12 protein-coding genes are annotated in these 15,271 nt (G+C 40.2%); 3 read left to right on the forward strand and 9 right to left on the reverse strand.

The genetic code is table 11. The annotated features are described in order from the left end of the window. Positions 1–262: 262 nt before the first annotated feature. From AAGA18_02765 to AAGA18_02775, 3 genes are all read left to right on the forward strand, one after another. Positions 263–1,222, forward strand: a complete 960-nt coding sequence (locus AAGA18_02765; GenBank protein ID MEM9444251.1) for an HDOD domain-containing protein — start codon at positions 263–265, stop codon at positions 1,220–1,222. After that, complete coding sequence (locus AAGA18_02770; GenBank protein ID MEM9444252.1) at positions 1,162–2,361, forward strand: hypothetical protein; 1,200 nt, start codon at positions 1,162–1,164, stop codon at positions 2,359–2,361. The genes AAGA18_02765 and AAGA18_02770 overlap by 61 nt, the downstream gene beginning before the upstream one ends. Positions 2,362–3,234: 873 nt before the next feature. After that, positions 3,235–3,537: a flagellar biosynthesis anti-sigma factor FlgM gene (locus tag AAGA18_02775; GenBank protein MEM9444253.1), complete on the forward strand. Its 303-nt coding sequence runs from the start codon at positions 3,235–3,237 to the stop codon at positions 3,535–3,537. 16 nt (positions 3,538–3,553) lie between these two features. Here the strand turns inward: AAGA18_02775 and AAGA18_02780 are convergent, their stop codons facing one another. From AAGA18_02780 to murD, 9 genes are all read right to left on the reverse strand, one after another. Beyond that, a complete protein-coding gene (locus tag AAGA18_02780) occupies positions 3,554–4,777 on the reverse strand; it encodes a DUF1343 domain-containing protein (GenBank protein MEM9444254.1) in 1,224 nt (407 codons plus the stop codon). 23 nt (positions 4,778–4,800) lie between these two features. Continuing rightward, the gene (locus AAGA18_02785) at positions 4,801–6,174 is read right to left on the reverse strand and encodes a hypothetical protein (protein MEM9444255.1); all 1,374 of its coding nucleotides are present in this window, start codon (positions 6,172–6,174) and stop codon (positions 4,801–4,803) included. Positions 6,175–6,189: 15 nt separating this feature from the next. Continuing rightward, a complete protein-coding gene (gene ftsA / locus AAGA18_02790; GenBank protein ID MEM9444256.1) occupies positions 6,190–7,431 on the reverse strand; it encodes a cell division protein FtsA in 1,242 nt (413 codons plus the stop codon). After that, positions 7,428–8,294, reverse strand: a complete 867-nt coding sequence (locus AAGA18_02795; GenBank protein ID MEM9444257.1) for an FtsQ-type POTRA domain-containing protein — start codon at positions 8,292–8,294, stop codon at positions 7,428–7,430. The genes ftsA and AAGA18_02795 overlap by 4 nt, the downstream gene beginning before the upstream one ends. An 86-nt stretch (positions 8,295–8,380) precedes the next feature. Then, positions 8,381–10,669: a UDP-N-acetylmuramate--L-alanine ligase gene (gene murC / locus AAGA18_02800; GenBank protein ID MEM9444258.1), complete on the reverse strand. Its 2,289-nt coding sequence runs from the start codon at positions 10,667–10,669 to the stop codon at positions 8,381–8,383. Next, positions 10,669–11,790 (reverse strand): UDP-N-acetylglucosamine--N-acetylmuramyl-(pentapeptide) pyrophosphoryl-undecaprenol N-acetylglucosamine transferase, encoded by a 1,122-nt coding sequence (locus AAGA18_02805; GenBank protein ID MEM9444259.1) that lies wholly within the window; start codon positions 11,788–11,790, stop codon positions 10,669–10,671. The genes murC and AAGA18_02805 overlap by 1 nt, the downstream gene beginning before the upstream one ends. A 2-nt stretch (positions 11,791–11,792) precedes the next feature. Continuing rightward, a complete protein-coding gene (gene ftsW, locus AAGA18_02810) occupies positions 11,793–12,935 on the reverse strand; it encodes a putative lipid II flippase FtsW (GenBank protein ID MEM9444260.1) in 1,143 nt (380 codons plus the stop codon). 10 nt (positions 12,936–12,945) lie between these two features. Next, positions 12,946–13,938, reverse strand: a complete 993-nt coding sequence (locus tag AAGA18_02815) for a LysM peptidoglycan-binding domain-containing protein (protein ID MEM9444261.1) — start codon at positions 13,936–13,938, stop codon at positions 12,946–12,948. A 16-nt stretch (positions 13,939–13,954) separates the two neighbouring features. Further along, on the reverse strand, positions 13,955–15,271 hold the full coding sequence (gene murD, locus AAGA18_02820; GenBank protein MEM9444262.1) for a UDP-N-acetylmuramoyl-L-alanine--D-glutamate ligase: 1,317 nt from the start codon (positions 15,269–15,271) through the stop codon (positions 13,955–13,957).

Genomic DNA, 15,271 nt, shown 5'->3' on the forward strand with positions numbered 1-15,271 from the left:
AACACTTCCTTGGCAGCAGCCAGTACAAAGTTTGATATTACATGTTGCATTAATGATGAAATTCGGATGAATTTTAGCAAAGTTTAGGCATTAGAAGCATGATAATAGGATTTCTTTTCCCCTAATGGCACAAAAGGTTCCGATTTTGGCATAAATTCTCCAGCGTAACAGAATTCACACAATTTTATTAATTAAAGAATTGGTCATTATGAGCCGATATTTAAACAAGGAGTGCGAAGAATAAACTCGCGTAAGGAGGATTATGCCAACTAAGGAACCAACAGCTTCGAACGAATCTGCTCATTTCAGCTCAAGAAATCGAACTAACAGAGGACAATCTATTTACGAGCTAATCGAAACACCACGAGCAGCTCAAGTCTTACCATCCCTTGGCTCTGTTTTGCGCGATTTAGAAAACCTTCTCTCCGTTAAGAAGAATGCCCCACTCCAAGAAATTTCACGACTCATTCGTAGCGATCAAAGCATGGCCCTTAGAATACTAAGATTAGCCAACTCAGCTTATTATGCACCAACTGAACCCGTTATAAATGTAGAGGATGCTCTTATTTATTTAGGACTTAACCAAGTTCGCAGCTCCATATTGACAGCACGTTGTATTGAAAAAACATGTCATTTGAATGAAAACATATTCTCATGGAAGGATTTTTGGACTCATGCTGTGGCTGTCGGATGCTTAACACAGTGCTTATCCAGGCAACTACCTGAACCTAAACTAGCAGAACAATCGTATTATGTTATGGGACTCCTACACGATATAGGCAAACTTGTTTTGGCTCAGGTCTCTACTGAAGACTTCACAGAGGTCATTGAGATCGCCAAGGAGAAAGAAATCCCCACATCAGAAGTTGAGACTGAATTGTTAGGAATCGATCATTCGAGTTTAGGGGCATGGTACCTTCAACAACAAGGAATGCCTCCCAGCCTAGTAGAGCCCATCAGACTTCACCACGCATGGCAAGTCTCTGCCTCTAATTCCAAAAATGCGGCACTCGTTTGTTTAGCTGACGCTATCGCTCATCAGTATAAATACGGCCTTTCAGGAACTTATATGCCTGAGGATTTTAATTACGAACAAACGGATGCCTGGCAACACATTCTCGAAGAGTGTGGAATTCATGAAAAAAGTCTAGAAAATTTCAAGTGCCAGGTACAAAACGAAATCGACCGATTGCCTTCTTTGATTCAGAATTTGGCTTCATGACACTTACACCTCTTTGTATTGATGGGTGGGAATGGGCAACTTATTGCAAAGACTCGCCAGGTCAACTAATTCTACACTCTAGCAAAAAACAATATATTGAAATAGAATCATCATTCTCTAATAGTCCTCTTACTATAGGCATTTTTTTCAACAAGGATCTCTCCATTTTCCTGCCAGCTATCAAATTAAATTCTATTACTAATCAATACTTAGTCTCTAACTTACGAATATTACCTACTAAATATGCTTACCAGACTTTACTCATAGACATTTACCAGTTTCTTTCCCGCTTAATTCCTCACGACCTGAATGGAAAATTGATGGGAGTCAATGGTATTTATACCAGTTGGAAACAAGAGTTCCCCAATGAAAAAGCAGCTATAGAGGACTTAGCCATTATTAAAGAGTCTTTTGAAGGTCTCGCTAACGAAACAACCTTCCTTAGTTGGCTTTCCAAGCAAGGAGCATCCTCAGAACGGGTTTTAACGCAAAAGGAAATAAAACAATGTTTAGAAAGTAGCCTTCGTCGTTTATTCCATCCTCCAAACTCATTTGTTTTTTCACTCAACGACAGTAACCCTTCTTTCTGCTCAACTCCCTATTTCATAGCGTTTTCAATCGCCACTACCTGTAGTGTTCTCTCATCAGTTATTCAACCTAGAGAGCATTTTGAAATAATGTTAGATTGTACTGATAGAAATGATCAGCAGAATCTAACGATCAAGATTAACTCGATCTCTCTAAATTCTTGGCTTTCTGATATCTCATCACGTGAACCAGCCCATATACCTAAACCTTTCTTTTACTGGCTATGCTTTTTAGCTACGCAAAAATCTGAGGTCCTTTTTGAGAATGGTGAATCCGTTTTGATTCATATCCCTTTAATAAGCACTTCACGCCCAAAAACTAAAGCCATCTTGTTCTATTCAGAGCAATCTTACTCCGGACAAGAATCTATTATTTTAGTTTCTAAGGAATTAGCTGCATCAAAGTTTTTGCAAATGGTTTATCCTACCCTAGCGTTTGTTAATTATATTTATTTGCCGGAAGACACCCCCTTAAAACACAGAAATTTAATTACGGCAGCTGTCTCAACATTTAACCATGAACTGACTGTTCACACCCACCATGAGAAATAAATATACATTTCTAATCTGTATAATAACTACTCTAACTTTTTTTATCAATTGTTCTACGACTGAGGAAGTGGTGCACGATTTCCGAATAGATTCAACATTGGGCAAGGAATACCATCCAACAGTGCAGCTTTACCAAAATGATGGATTTAATAAAATATTACTCTTACCAGTAACTGGAAAAATGCCCAATAACTCTAAGGAAGCCTTCACTGCTACATTTATTCAGACATTTAATAAATGATCCAACCTTGTCGTCTGGCCCAAAGGAAGCGTTGGATCAACCAACCTTAACGTCTCGCAGGAGGATGTTATTTATTATGCAGAATTACTCGGAGCAAACGCAATACTCTATTTAGAGGCTGACTATTCTAGCCTTACACCACCGCTTAGAATTACTAGTAAGCTCAGACTTGAGAATCTTGAAAGCGGAAAAATTATTGCCTCTACAGAAGCCTATTACGATGCTACGAACAAGGAAGTTTCCCTCGGCGCTCGAAAATTCTTCAAGAAAACGCAACTGAATAGCACACCCGAATTCGGAAGTGAGCAAATATTAAGTAGCATCAACCAATATGCTCAATATGCTGGTTATTCACTGGCCACAACATGCGCAAATAAACTCTACGGCCAGGAACAAGAGCATCCTGTGCTCAGACTATTTTCTAATTTTCCCTAAATTGAATATTGGATAATGACTACCATACAGTATTGCATTGATTGAATATTTTCGCTCCTGGCCTAAGCATCCTTCCCATCGAATTGTGTGATAAGATTGAGCACAGATAGATGAACTCATTTTACCTTAGCTAAATAGAATGTTAAAATCTTACTGCAACTTCTAAAATTTAACGCTATTTGGTCGATATTATAATTATGGATTCGATTCAATTTAGAATTGAGCGTCAAGGTTTACAGCAAGCACTCCAGTCACAAAATAGCGCATCAAAAGCAGGTGCAAGCAATAAGCAAGATGCACCCTTAGATAATGTATCTATCTCATCTGATTCTATTAAAACGCTGGACAATATCTCTAGACTACGAAATATGGAAGAAATCAGAGCAAACCGTATTGAAGAGCTAAGAGAACAGGTTCGCACCGGGAAATACCCTAGTTCTGACTTGATCGATAAACTCGCTACTGTTCTAACGAATAGGACTGAAAACTACAGCAACTAACATATTAGAATAAAGGCTAGTAGAGTAGGAACGGTTTTCTTTCCTCAAGCCATGCTTGTTCATCTTTAGACCACATTTGCTCTAAATCCTCTGTCCTGGCGCCATTTTTCCAAGTCTTTCTCCAAAAGTCAGATCCGTTAATTTTATCATAGAGCTCAAAAGAATCCTCCGTTTTATTAAAATACCATTTTTCTTCGTAAATCTCCCTCACAATATCTAAAGCATGATAATTAACTGACATGAGACGATTGACACTGCTCAGATCAAAATAAAGCAAAGCACCAGAATACTCGACATGCTTCCACTTGCCACTAATCGGGTAGAAGCTATAAGGTTCTGTAATAACACCCTGCAAATTCTTTGACCTTAATGCTCTAGCAAAATCACCAGATTTCCAGCGTGCGTCTGTTATCGATTCAAAAGGACGTTGTTGGTTCGCACCATTCGAAATACCAAGATCGCCCAAAAGTCCAGTTGCCACATAGCCCACTGCAGACTCAAAGGTAGGAATATTCGGAGAGGTTGCAACCCAATCTAGTCCTGTGTCACGCCAAATCATTTCTCTACTCCATCCGGCCATCTTATAAACCCTTAATTGGCACTTTTTCCTCAAATGCTCTGCATTAATCCATTTTGCTAGTTCGCCAATAGTTAAGCCGTAGACATAGGGCAGTTCATATTGACCAACAAATGAACGAAATCGAGGATCAATCTTGGCTCCCTCTACCCTTTGCCCTCCTAGTGGATTCGGTCTATCGAGGACATAGACTGCAACATTATTGTCTGCAGCAGCCTCCATAACCAAGCCAAGCGTGCTTATGTAGGTGTAAGACCTACAGCCTATATCTTGTAAATCATAAACTAAAACATCCAACCCGCTTAACATCTCATTTGTGGGTTTACGCGTACTACCGTAGAGTGAATGCACCCATAGGCCAGACTCATTGTCCCTAAAGCTTCGAACATGCTTACCGGCTTTGACCTTCCCATCGATACCATGCTCAGGGGCAAACAAGCTTACCAATTCAACTTCCAGTGCTTTATGAAGTACAGAAATTGTCGATTCTCCTTTAGCATTTACACCAGATTGATTTGTTATAAGGCCAACTCTCTTACCTCTTAGCGATTGGAAATCTCTTTGTGCTAAGTTATCTACACCTAGCAGCACATGCCCATGCACGGGGGCATAAAAAGCTCCCAAGCACTGAAGCATACACACTAATTGGTAAATGCGACCCATGAACTCTTATCCTTTAAAGCATGCTACAGCTTGACCTGCATATTAAGCCTCATGAATGTAGGTTGATCTAAATTTTGCCCTTTGAAGATAGTTGGAGCTGATTTGGCGAAACGACCCAAAGCTATTTTGCTGTCTAATGGCAACTCTTCTTGAGATCCACCATCCGAGAAAACATTTTTAATATCTAACAAAAGCTCATCCTCAGAAGCATTACTCTGATGTTGATAAGGTAAACTGTGATTAGAAATTTCTCCTCCATCATCCTTGGCATTTACTTCATTTTGCGAAAGATCCATGCCATGGTCTGTCGCAGTTTTACTAGCTAATAACTGATCATGGACTTTGAAAACTAGATCTTCTTGGGAATCTGCTTCCACATAGAGCTCACGCTTAGTTTCCTCAGCATAGCCGATTACCATCATCGTAACTTGTAAATAATCCTCAACTCCATCGGCAACGGCAGCATTTGACATAATAGGAAGATCGGCTGGCATCTCACCGCGCAGCACTTCCATAACTCCTTGAAACTCTGCCATCGACATATTTTTACCACCAACCAAATTAATGAGAATATATTCACCCTCCTCCCATGCGACGCCATCTTCAAAATAGGGGCTTGTCATTAAATCCTCAACGACGGTGTGCATGCGATCTTCTCCTTTACCAAACCCATGAGCCAACCAACAGTTCTCCAGACTGGCTATATCCTCAGCAGGTTTTCTAGTAGCATTTCTCAGATCGGAGAGCTTAACCTCCATAAGCCCTTTTGCAGTCGAGACATCCATAAGTGATTTAACAGAAATTCCTATCATGCTATTGATTAGTTGATTCTGCTCTCTTACATCAATACCCTGTTTCCTCTCACTAATAACACGATTATTGGAAAATAAGAAAAGAGCATCGGCAGATTCATAAAGAGCTCGACTTGCCAACCATGCCTGATTCCTTCTTCTATTGCCCTCAAAAGTATAAGGAGATGCTGCAAAAACAACTACAGACACCCCAATCCGCTTAAGTGCCCTGCAAAGAACTGGAGACATTCCAGAGCCAGTGCCACCTCCTAAGCCAGTTAGAAGAATAATTGTCTCGTAGCCTCTTAAGTGCTCAATAAGACTAAAGCATTCTCTTTCCATTAAGATAGCGCCTAATTCAGGATCACCTCCAGTTCCCATACCATAAATTTCGGTATTCCCTACCAGGTAAGTATTCTTTGCAACACTGCCCATGATCACTTGTTGATCAGAGTCGACACATATGAGATTTTCTGGTGCGTTTCTTTCTAGGATTAACTGATCTACAATATTTACCCCAGCAGAACCAACAGCCACCAAACATAGTGCGCGATTATTCCGTCTCTGGATTTTCCCAAATGGTTCGTCTTCTCTCAACTCAATCATATAGCCTAAATAAGTTTAAAACATTTTGATTGCAGCTAATGCATCTCCAAGTGATTTGCGCAACGTTTCCCAGTTACTCATTTGATGTTTATTTAACTCTAAATGCTGAGCATACATCAATAACCCTAAAACAGTAGATAGTTCGGGGCGTTGATTATAAGTTTGGTCTCCTTCAAATGTCATACATTGCGCTGTCTTTGTTCTCACACAGAAAACTTCGTTAGCAAGTCGTTGAACTCCTTTTAAATTAGAGCAGCCACCCGTAAGATAAACATTATCTGTAATTTGAGGCCAGAGCTCTTTCTCTTCAAATTCCGTATTTATAATTTCAAAAAGCTCCCTCATTCTGACATACATGATTTTTGTCATCGATTCCCTGTAAATGGTTCGCTCATCTAGATTAAAATCCCTTTCTAAAATAATTTGATCATTGACTGGATAACCCTCCAAATAAAGATCCCCATGGGATAACTTTAATTCTTCAGCTCGCTGATACGGAAGCTTCAGACCAATAGAAAGATCTTGCGTTAAATGATCCCCACCTACGCCTACAACCCCTGTATGGACAACGGCGCCATCCACATACACTAGATAATCACTAGTCCCGGCACCTATATCGAGTATGACGGCACCCTGTTTCTTTTGCTCCTTATTTAAAATAGCTTGCGCTGTGGCATAGGAGGCTAATGCGTAGCCCTTCACATGTATATCCTGTTCCACCACACAACGAACAGATGTTTCCAATCTAGTATGTAGCCCGTGAACTAAAAGATAGCTTGCCTCTAGTGTCTTGGAATTAAGCCCTACCGGCTCATCACTTACTGTGCCATCATCTAGATAGTAATGCTGAAGCAATTCTAACAAAATAGCATGATCCCTAGGGATAGCTTGATTCTGAGCAAGAGTCTCTAATTCACTGAGATGATCCTCGGCTATCAAATTATCTTCATCGTCAATGATAGTGCGAATAAGGACTTTTCTTGCAGCAATATGTGTCCCGGTGAGTGATAGATAGACTTCATGTATCTCCGCGCTGGTCTTCTCCTCTGCATCCAACAACGCATCACAAATTGAGCGATTAGCTAGTTGAAAATCAATAACCTCACCTTTACGAATACCATTAGACTTGGCTTCACCAACGCCTAAAAGAACAACTGTTCCATCTGGAGTCAACTCAGCAACGGCAGCTACCACTTTATGAGTGCCAGCTTCGACCGCAACTACTACATTCGATTCTTTCTTTTTTAAAAACATCATATTCTCTTAAAAGTTACGGGAACATTTTCTCTTGGAGTTAAATCAACATTACGGATCTTTTGGCCATGACTTCTAGCCCAATTCAACAAATACTTTAATCTACCTATTTGTTGGGCCAGATCCTGGGTCTTAAACGTAATGGTCCCCTGATCAAACGTGAAAAGCTTAATATGGCCACTATCCTCTATTTCTATCCGTGTCAGATCTAGTTCCCCCTTAACAGCTGACATATCGGCTAGATGAAGCAAATTAAGGACGCTAAGCACTTCTGTTCTTTTAATGCGAAATCCCTCTATGACATAACTAGATTCTACTCCAATTATATTTGGTAAACTCTTTATTTTTTCGCCAGGACGAGGCTTCATTACATAGCCTTCTGAATCTATATAGTATACTTCCTGTGCTAATCGAGATCCTGTTTTAGAATAAGGCGTGATCTTTGCCACTGGCTGACGTTCATCTACATCTATACGAAGCTTTGAAGGCAAAATTCTTTCAACTCTTGCCTTAGCAACACTGGGCATAGCCTCTATTTCATCTACTATCCTATCTAGATTAAGGTTCATCAAATTATCGCCGACATAAACATCTGCCTGTCTAAGAATTTCATCACGTGCTAGCTCACCCTCATTTAAAACTTCTATTTCATCTATCGTGAAGCGCTCGTTTTCATACAACATAGCGCTAAATAAGGTCTTGGTGGCCAAATGCACGGCAAAACATACAAGTACAATGGTACTGACAGCTAGAACAATAAGACCAGCTTGCATGTACAATTTTCTCGCATCCGTTTTTGACACAACTTGCACATTCAAAACATTACTCTTTGTCTTAGTAGTACTATTTTTTCTTTTCTTCCTCATTATTCATCCTTGAGACTTACCCCTCTGTTAAAATTGTACCCATGCAATAATTACATGTACAGACAAAGGTTCTAAATTTCTTAATTTTAGTCACCAACAGTGATTACCTCCGGCTCCAGATGAATACTCTTTTTATGGAAAGCTTCTTTTTTTATAAGGTCCATTAACCAGATAACATCTGAAGCGCTTGCACTTCCGTCATTCACAATAAAATTCCCATGCACATCCGATATTCTAGCACCGCCGCGCTTCTTATTCTTTAACCCTAACTCTTCAACTAATTTACCTGTAGGAATTTCACAGGAGTTTTTAAAACTACACCCCGCGCTAGCAGCAGCCGGTTGAGAACTCCACCGCTTTTTACTGTTGGACTTTAGTATTTCATTAATCTTTGTTTCGCTGCAGGGCTTACAAAGTAAAACTGCACTTAACACAGCATGCGTTTTTAGTAATGGAACATTTCTATAGGAAACTTCTATATCACTAACATCAAGCTCCTTGATAGCTCCCTCCCTATCCATCACTCTGATAGATTGAACAACGTCAAACAAACTAAATTTCATCGCACCTGCATTCATGCGTAAACCTCCTCCTAGATGCCCCGGAATACCTTCCATAAATTCCAGCCCACCCAGCCCATGCTTTTTGGCTTTAAATACAATGTCTTTCATCCTTGCCCCTGCACCCACACTAACGCGTTCTCCTTCGATTTTTATCTGCCTAAATTGTTCAGAATTAAGGTGAATACAAATACCTCTGATTCCATGATCTCTAACCAGCAAGTTACTGCCTCGACCTACAAAAAAATAGTCAATCTCATTTTCTCTACAATAATGAAGAATCTTTTTGAGGGATTCTTCATTTGAAGGCTCACACCAAATGTCTGAGGGTCCGCCCACTCTTAGCGTTGTATGCTTTGATAGAGGTTCAAATAATTTTATTTTCACCTTTTGGTCTAGTAATTCTTTCAAATCCTTAAATACCTTCAAGGCAGCTCCAATACTCTTTGCTACACGAGATACATCCCCAGCCCCTAATACTAATAGAGCATCACCTGACTTTACCTCTCTCTTAATGTGATGCTCTAACTCCGCAACATCTGAAGCGAAAGCTACGCCGCCGTTTCTTCTCTTAGCTATATCTTCAGCTAGCATCTGACCAGTTACTCCTTGAATACTCTTCTCGTTGGCTGGAAAAATTTCCGATAAAATAAGATAATCAGCACAATCAAAGCACTTTACAAATTCACTCCACAGGTTCTTAACTCTTGAATAACGATGGGGCTCAAAAGCAACCAGAATTCTGCGACCGCCTAAGCTCGATCTTGCAACCTCAAGAGTCGTCTGTATCTCGGTAGGGTGATGGGCATAATCATCAATCACCATCAATTCATCCAGCGCTTCTATTACCTCAAAACGCCGTTTAGCCCCTCTAAATGATTTAAGGCTAGCAACAATACTATCCAATTTGACACCTAGATGTATTCCTATTGCTAGAGTGCACAGCGCATTTAGAGCATTATGCTTTCCCATCACCTGCAGTTCAATTTCACTAAGTACCTCACCACCATGCCATACTTTAAAACAAGGCATTCCATTCTTTAGATGATAGTTCACTCCTCTAAACATTGCCGAATCAGAGAAGCCGAATGTGGTCGCGTTGCTGAAACCAGATAAAAGCATACTAGCCTCTGGACAATCAACACATCCAATACAATGATTAGCTTCAGATAAGAATTTTCCAAAGAACTGACGAATATCCTCTATTCCCGTAAAATAATCCATATGTTCTAATTCTACGTTTAATAAAACCGCAATTCCCGTCTTGTAGTTTAGTAATGAGCCATCACTTTCATCTCCCTCAATTACCATCAAAGGAGAGGAACCCCACTGAGCAAATTGGCCTAATTGAGGAACTTCAGCACCTACATAGAACCCAGGATCTATTGCAGCATTTTTCAACATATGAGCAACCATTGATGTGACCGTTGTTTTTCCATGCATTCCACCGACTACTATATTTTCACGATCCGCAGTTAATTCACTTAATGCTTGTGCTCTGCCTATAGTTTTAGCCCCACAGTCAAGTGCATATAACCTCTCCAAATTACTCTCTGGAATTGCTGCGCTGTAAACTACTTTCTGAGCACCTAACACAAAATCTGGATGATGACCTAAATAGAATTTGAGACCCTTCTCTATCAATTTTTTTGCGTTCGCATTCTCCCGTAAATCCGATCCCGTTACCATATAGCCTTTTTCCAAAAACAATGAAGCAAGGCCAAGCATACCACTTCCAGCGACACCTATAAGGTGAACTCGCTCTCCTTTATCAAGACTCTTGGTGCATGGGTCGTTTGTAGGAAGTGTTTTCATCAAGGCGATGCTACCTCCTTTATTTCTACCTCAGAGCAATTCGCTATTAATTCTTTAGCCATTTGTTTTTCAGGACTCTTGTGGAAAGTAAATTCTTGCACATTTCGACACATTTTTTTATGCAATATCCGATCAGATAAAATTTTTTCTAAAACTGTGACCAGTTTCAAGTAAGCACTCTCGCTTTCTTCAATGATCTCTGCGGCATTTTTCTCTCTAAAAACTTTAGCATTCCACATCTGGTGATTCTCTGAAGCGTATGGGTAGGGAATAAGAATAGAAGGCTTAGCATAATACGATAACTCGGCCATAGAAGCCGCACCGCTGCGAGATACTACAACATCACACGCACTATAAAATGTACCCATATTCTGGCAAAAATCATTCACTACTGCATCAAAAGCACTTTTCCTGTAATTCATTGAAACTAAAGCATCATTCCCAGGCCCGCTAATATGTAGAAATTGCCAATTATCTTTATGGCTTTGAAGATGTGAAAGTGCTTTCACCACCATGTGGTTTAAACCTTGTGCTCCTTGGCTACCTCCAACTATACCAACCGTTAATTTATTCTCGCTAAGCCCCAAAATCTTCCTTGCTTCAGTTGCCTGTATACGCTTCAACTGTTTTCGTATTGGAGTTCCCACAAATAAGGTAGTACCGTGCGGCAAGTGTTTGGCACACGTCTCCATCCCAATAAACACTTTGCGAACTAACTTTGCCAGTAAACGGGTTACCTTGCCAGGGTACGCATTCGACTCGTGTAAATATGCTGGGACTTTACAAGAGCTAGCAGCAAGAAGAAGAGGTGCACAAGAAAAACCGCCCATCCCAAGAACTACCTCAATGCGTTGATTCTTAATTTCATTACAGCACTTTTTATATGACCGATAAAATTTCCAAATGAAATCAAATAGCTTTATACTCAAACCGGGAAATCCAATTGTAGACAAAGGCACTGTCTGCAATTCAGGATAATTTTCTAAGGCTAGCTGATCGATCTTTTTCATCGACACATAAAGACGTACCTCATGCCCAGAATTCATTAACTCCTGTGCCACAGCTAGCCCCGGAAATAAATGACCTCCCGTGCCACCGCAAGCAATACCCATAGTAGCCATAATCACATTCTCACGGTTACAACTTGAGGTAAGACACGCCTGGGCCCTCTCATTGGTTCATATTCGGCCTGTCTATGTATATTGATCAATATTCCAACACATGTTAAACACATTAAAAGATTAGAACCTCCATAACTAATAAATGGAAGGCTTATACCCTTAGTTGGCACTAGAGAAGTGACAACTGCAATATTAAAGCCTGCCTGAATGCATATTAGGCTAGTAGCACCAACACCTAGAAGCACTCCTGTAGCATCTTTAGCATGCCAGGCAATAAACCCACCGCTTAAACCAATTAGTAAAAAGCAAAAAACAACTAATAAGGTAAACACCATTCCCATTTCTTCTCCAATTATAGGAAAAATAAAGTCCGTATGAGATTCTGGGAGGTAAAACATCTTTTGCACTCCATTACCTAACCCTAGGCCATTAACTCCTCCCGAACCAAAGGCAATGAGAGCCTGCTGCACTTGGTAGCCTTCATCCAATAGATATTGCTCAGGATTCATGAATGCCAGTAATCTCCCAACTCGCTCAGGCATAAATAAAGCCATACCTATAATTCCAGCTATTCCTATAATAGGCAGAGGGATAAGATATCGCCAACGTGTTCCTGCTACAAACATCATCAGAAATGTAATAAACAGAAAAACTGCTAATGTTCCCAAGTCATTCTGCAAGCGGCAAAGGATTGCGTAGCCAAGAAATACGAGTATTGGCATAACAAATCCAATTTTGATATCATGAGTCTGTCGATAATTTTTACCAAGCCAATAAGCTAAAAATGCAGCATAACTAAGTTTGGCAAATTCAGAGGGCTGAAATCTCATGACACCAAGATCAAGCCAACGTGCTGCATTATTAACTGTCACACCAATACCAGGAGCAAGGCAAAGAACCATCAAAAAGGCCCAGCCGGCTATAAGAAAATAGCTATACTTAACCCATTTTTGATAGTCCCATTGTGAAGCAAATATTGCAGCGCCTGTTGCAATGATCAACCAAACGAGTTGTCTAGTAATAAAGTAATATTGATCCCCATGGTTATTAGGCACAAATGCACTCACGCTGGTAAGTATTACAAAGCCTATCGACAATAATACTAGAACAGACAGAATTAGCACATAAGCACAATTTCTAGCCATAGGAACTCCTCTACTCCTGGGCTTCTCTCAGCATCGCCATTTCGGAATTCATAGAAGCTGTTCTGAATGGGACAACTTCTGGGTCATCAGATTTCTCGTTTTTACTTAACGTAGAACCGCTGCGCACTGGAATCTTAAGCTTCATGCCAACTTTAATTTTAGCCGGATCCGATAACCCATTTAACTGTGCGATAATTGAAGTCTTGGTTCCATGGTTATGGGAAATTCTCCACAACGTATCACCCTTCTTCACCGTGTAAGTGATATAGCTTGTGTCATTTTCATGTGTAGAACCCGCGCTTAGTGTAACCTTTACAGGGACTTTGCTCAGACCAGTTTGAGAAACTAGGCGGCTCACAGGGACTTCTAAACTCTGACCTATTTTAATGAGATCATTAGATAGCCCATTAATTTGCTTAATTTTATTAACAGACACCCCGAACTGCTTGGAGATTCTGCTTAAAGTATCGCCTTTCCTCACAATATACTTCTGATAATCCACTACTGGTTGATCTATCTGCTTCGTAATTGTTGGAGCTGCTTCCTTAACCATTGGATTAGTTGCAGGGGCAGGTCTTGCCTCCAGCAGCACAGTTTCTTGTTTCGATACCTTAGTAGCTCCTTTTGGCAACTCCTTGATGCCTGACCACGCAGAATCACTTGTAGCCGGCATGCTTGATGCATAAGGTGAAGTAAAATGCTCGTCATCTAGAACCGGGCGCGGCTGAGTAGATTGACTAGGGGTTACCTCAGCAACTTCTTCAACCTCATAACTAAATACCGTGTCTTGATCAGTTGGAAGAGTTTCAGTCAAAGACGCCCCTTGAAGCTCTTCTTGTCCGCTTTTCTCAGCAATTTCCTGCTCTTTATTTGGTGCTGAATCTCCTTTCAATAGGGAATATGCACATAGACCTATAATTATTACTACATGCACTCCGAGCACGATGAGAAACATCGTGGTTAATTTATTGCTACCCTTAGTTGGGCTTGTATTTTCACTCATTATTTACTCCTGGTTATTATGTCATTTTTCTAACTAAATTCGCAAATTGTTTACCTCTATCTTCAAATCCCTCAAACATGTCAAAGCTAGAGCAACCTGGGGACAGTAACACTACATCGCCTCTTACCGCTGTCATGCTTGCCTCTTCAACAGCTTTTTCTAAAGTATCTACTAACACACATGTGACTTTGTCTCCCCAGTCTGTTCTAATTTTGTGTTTAGTCTGGCCTATTAACACAGCCTTTTTTACGCGCTGTTCCACAACATGAATCAATGATTTAAAACCAACGCCTTTATCCTTCCCTCCAGCGATGAGAATTACCTCGCCCTGCTGTGCTAAAATTGCTTTTTTCATAGCATCAACATTAGTTGCTTTTGAGTCATCAATATAGCGTACACCTTCTATTACTTCTACTATCTGGCATCTGTGAGCAAGAGGACTATATTCGATAAGCGCATTTTTGATTATAGATTCATCGATTTCATAATTTTGTGTCACAGCTATAGCTGCCAATTGATTTTCTGCATTGTGAGGCCCTAGTAATTTTGTTTCATTCTGCCTTAAAAACAATTTCTCACCGATAAATAAAGCCTGATTTTTATAACTAAAATGACTTTTCAATGAATCAGATGAAAAAGTAACTTGAGATGCCTTTATTTGAGTTAATTCTAAATTTGCATTTACTATAGCGAGATCGTTGGCTTCTTGATTCTCGAAAATTCTTAACTTAGTGCGCCGATAATGCTCAAATGAGTCATACCTATCTAGATGATCAGGCGATAGGTTCAAGTGAACTGCCACATTGGGCCTAAAGCTATCTATAGCCTCTAACTGGAACGAACTCACTTCAAGCACTACCGCATCCAATTCAGATTTCTTTAAAACTACCTCTGAGAATGGAAGACCTAAATTCCCACATGCTATAACTTTCTTACCAGCGGCACTTAAAGCGGAGGCAATTAATTCCGTAGTCGTGCTTTTACCATTAGTGCCAGTAACAGCTATAATTTGAGTACTTGCAAACCATGAGGCTAATTCTATCTCAGAAATTATTTTTACATTTGCAGAGTAGAAATTCTGAACAATAGGTTTTCGGGGGTCTAAACCAGGACTCAAAACGCACAGCTCATAGCTTTCTGGTCTCAATGCAAAGTCCCCAAGGTGCACATTAACACCCTTCTGCCTCAACTCCTCAGCAGTTCTTTGAAGCTTTGAGTCCTCTGAAACATCATATACAGACACACGAGCCCCTTGAGCCAAGAGCAACATAACTGCTGCCAAGCCACTTTTACCCAAACCTAAAACTAATGTATTCTTATTTTTTAAGTTCAT

This window comes from Verrucomicrobiota bacterium (genome assembly GCA_039192515.1).
Classification (GTDB): Bacteria; Verrucomicrobiota; Verrucomicrobiia; order Methylacidiphilales; family JBCCWR01; genus JBCCWR01.

Excerpts from the sequence above, each read along its gene's own strand:
- AAGA18_02765 (MEM9444251.1), top strand. The coding sequence starts at position 263 with ATGCCAACTAAGGAACCAACAGCTTCGAACGAATCTGCTCATTTCAGC.
- AAGA18_02775 (MEM9444253.1), top strand. The coding sequence starts at position 3,235 with ATGGATTCGATTCAATTTAGAATTGAGCGTCAAGGTTTACAGCAAGCA.
- AAGA18_02780 (MEM9444254.1), bottom strand. The coding sequence starts at position 4,777 with ATGGGTCGCATTTACCAATTAGTGTGTATGCTTCAGTGCTTGGGAGCT.
- AAGA18_02785 (MEM9444255.1), bottom strand. The coding sequence starts at position 6,174 with ATGATTGAGTTGAGAGAAGACGAACCATTTGGGAAAATCCAGAGACGG.
- ftsA (MEM9444256.1), bottom strand. The coding sequence starts at position 7,431 with ATGATGTTTTTAAAAAAGAAAGAATCGAATGTAGTAGTTGCGGTCGAA.
- AAGA18_02795 (MEM9444257.1), bottom strand. The coding sequence starts at position 8,294 with ATGAGGAAGAAAAGAAAAAATAGTACTACTAAGACAAAGAGTAATGTT.
- murC (MEM9444258.1), bottom strand. The coding sequence starts at position 10,669 with ATGAAAACACTTCCTACAAACGACCCATGCACCAAGAGTCTTGATAAA.
- AAGA18_02805 (MEM9444259.1), bottom strand. The coding sequence starts at position 11,790 with ATGGCTACTATGGGTATTGCTTGCGGTGGCACGGGAGGTCATTTATTT.
- ftsW (MEM9444260.1), bottom strand. The coding sequence starts at position 12,935 with ATGGCTAGAAATTGTGCTTATGTGCTAATTCTGTCTGTTCTAGTATTA.
- AAGA18_02815 (MEM9444261.1), bottom strand. The coding sequence starts at position 13,938 with ATGAGTGAAAATACAAGCCCAACTAAGGGTAGCAATAAATTAACCACG.
- murD (MEM9444262.1), bottom strand. The coding sequence starts at position 15,271 with ATGAACTTAAAAAATAAGAATACATTAGTTTTAGGTTTGGGTAAAAGT.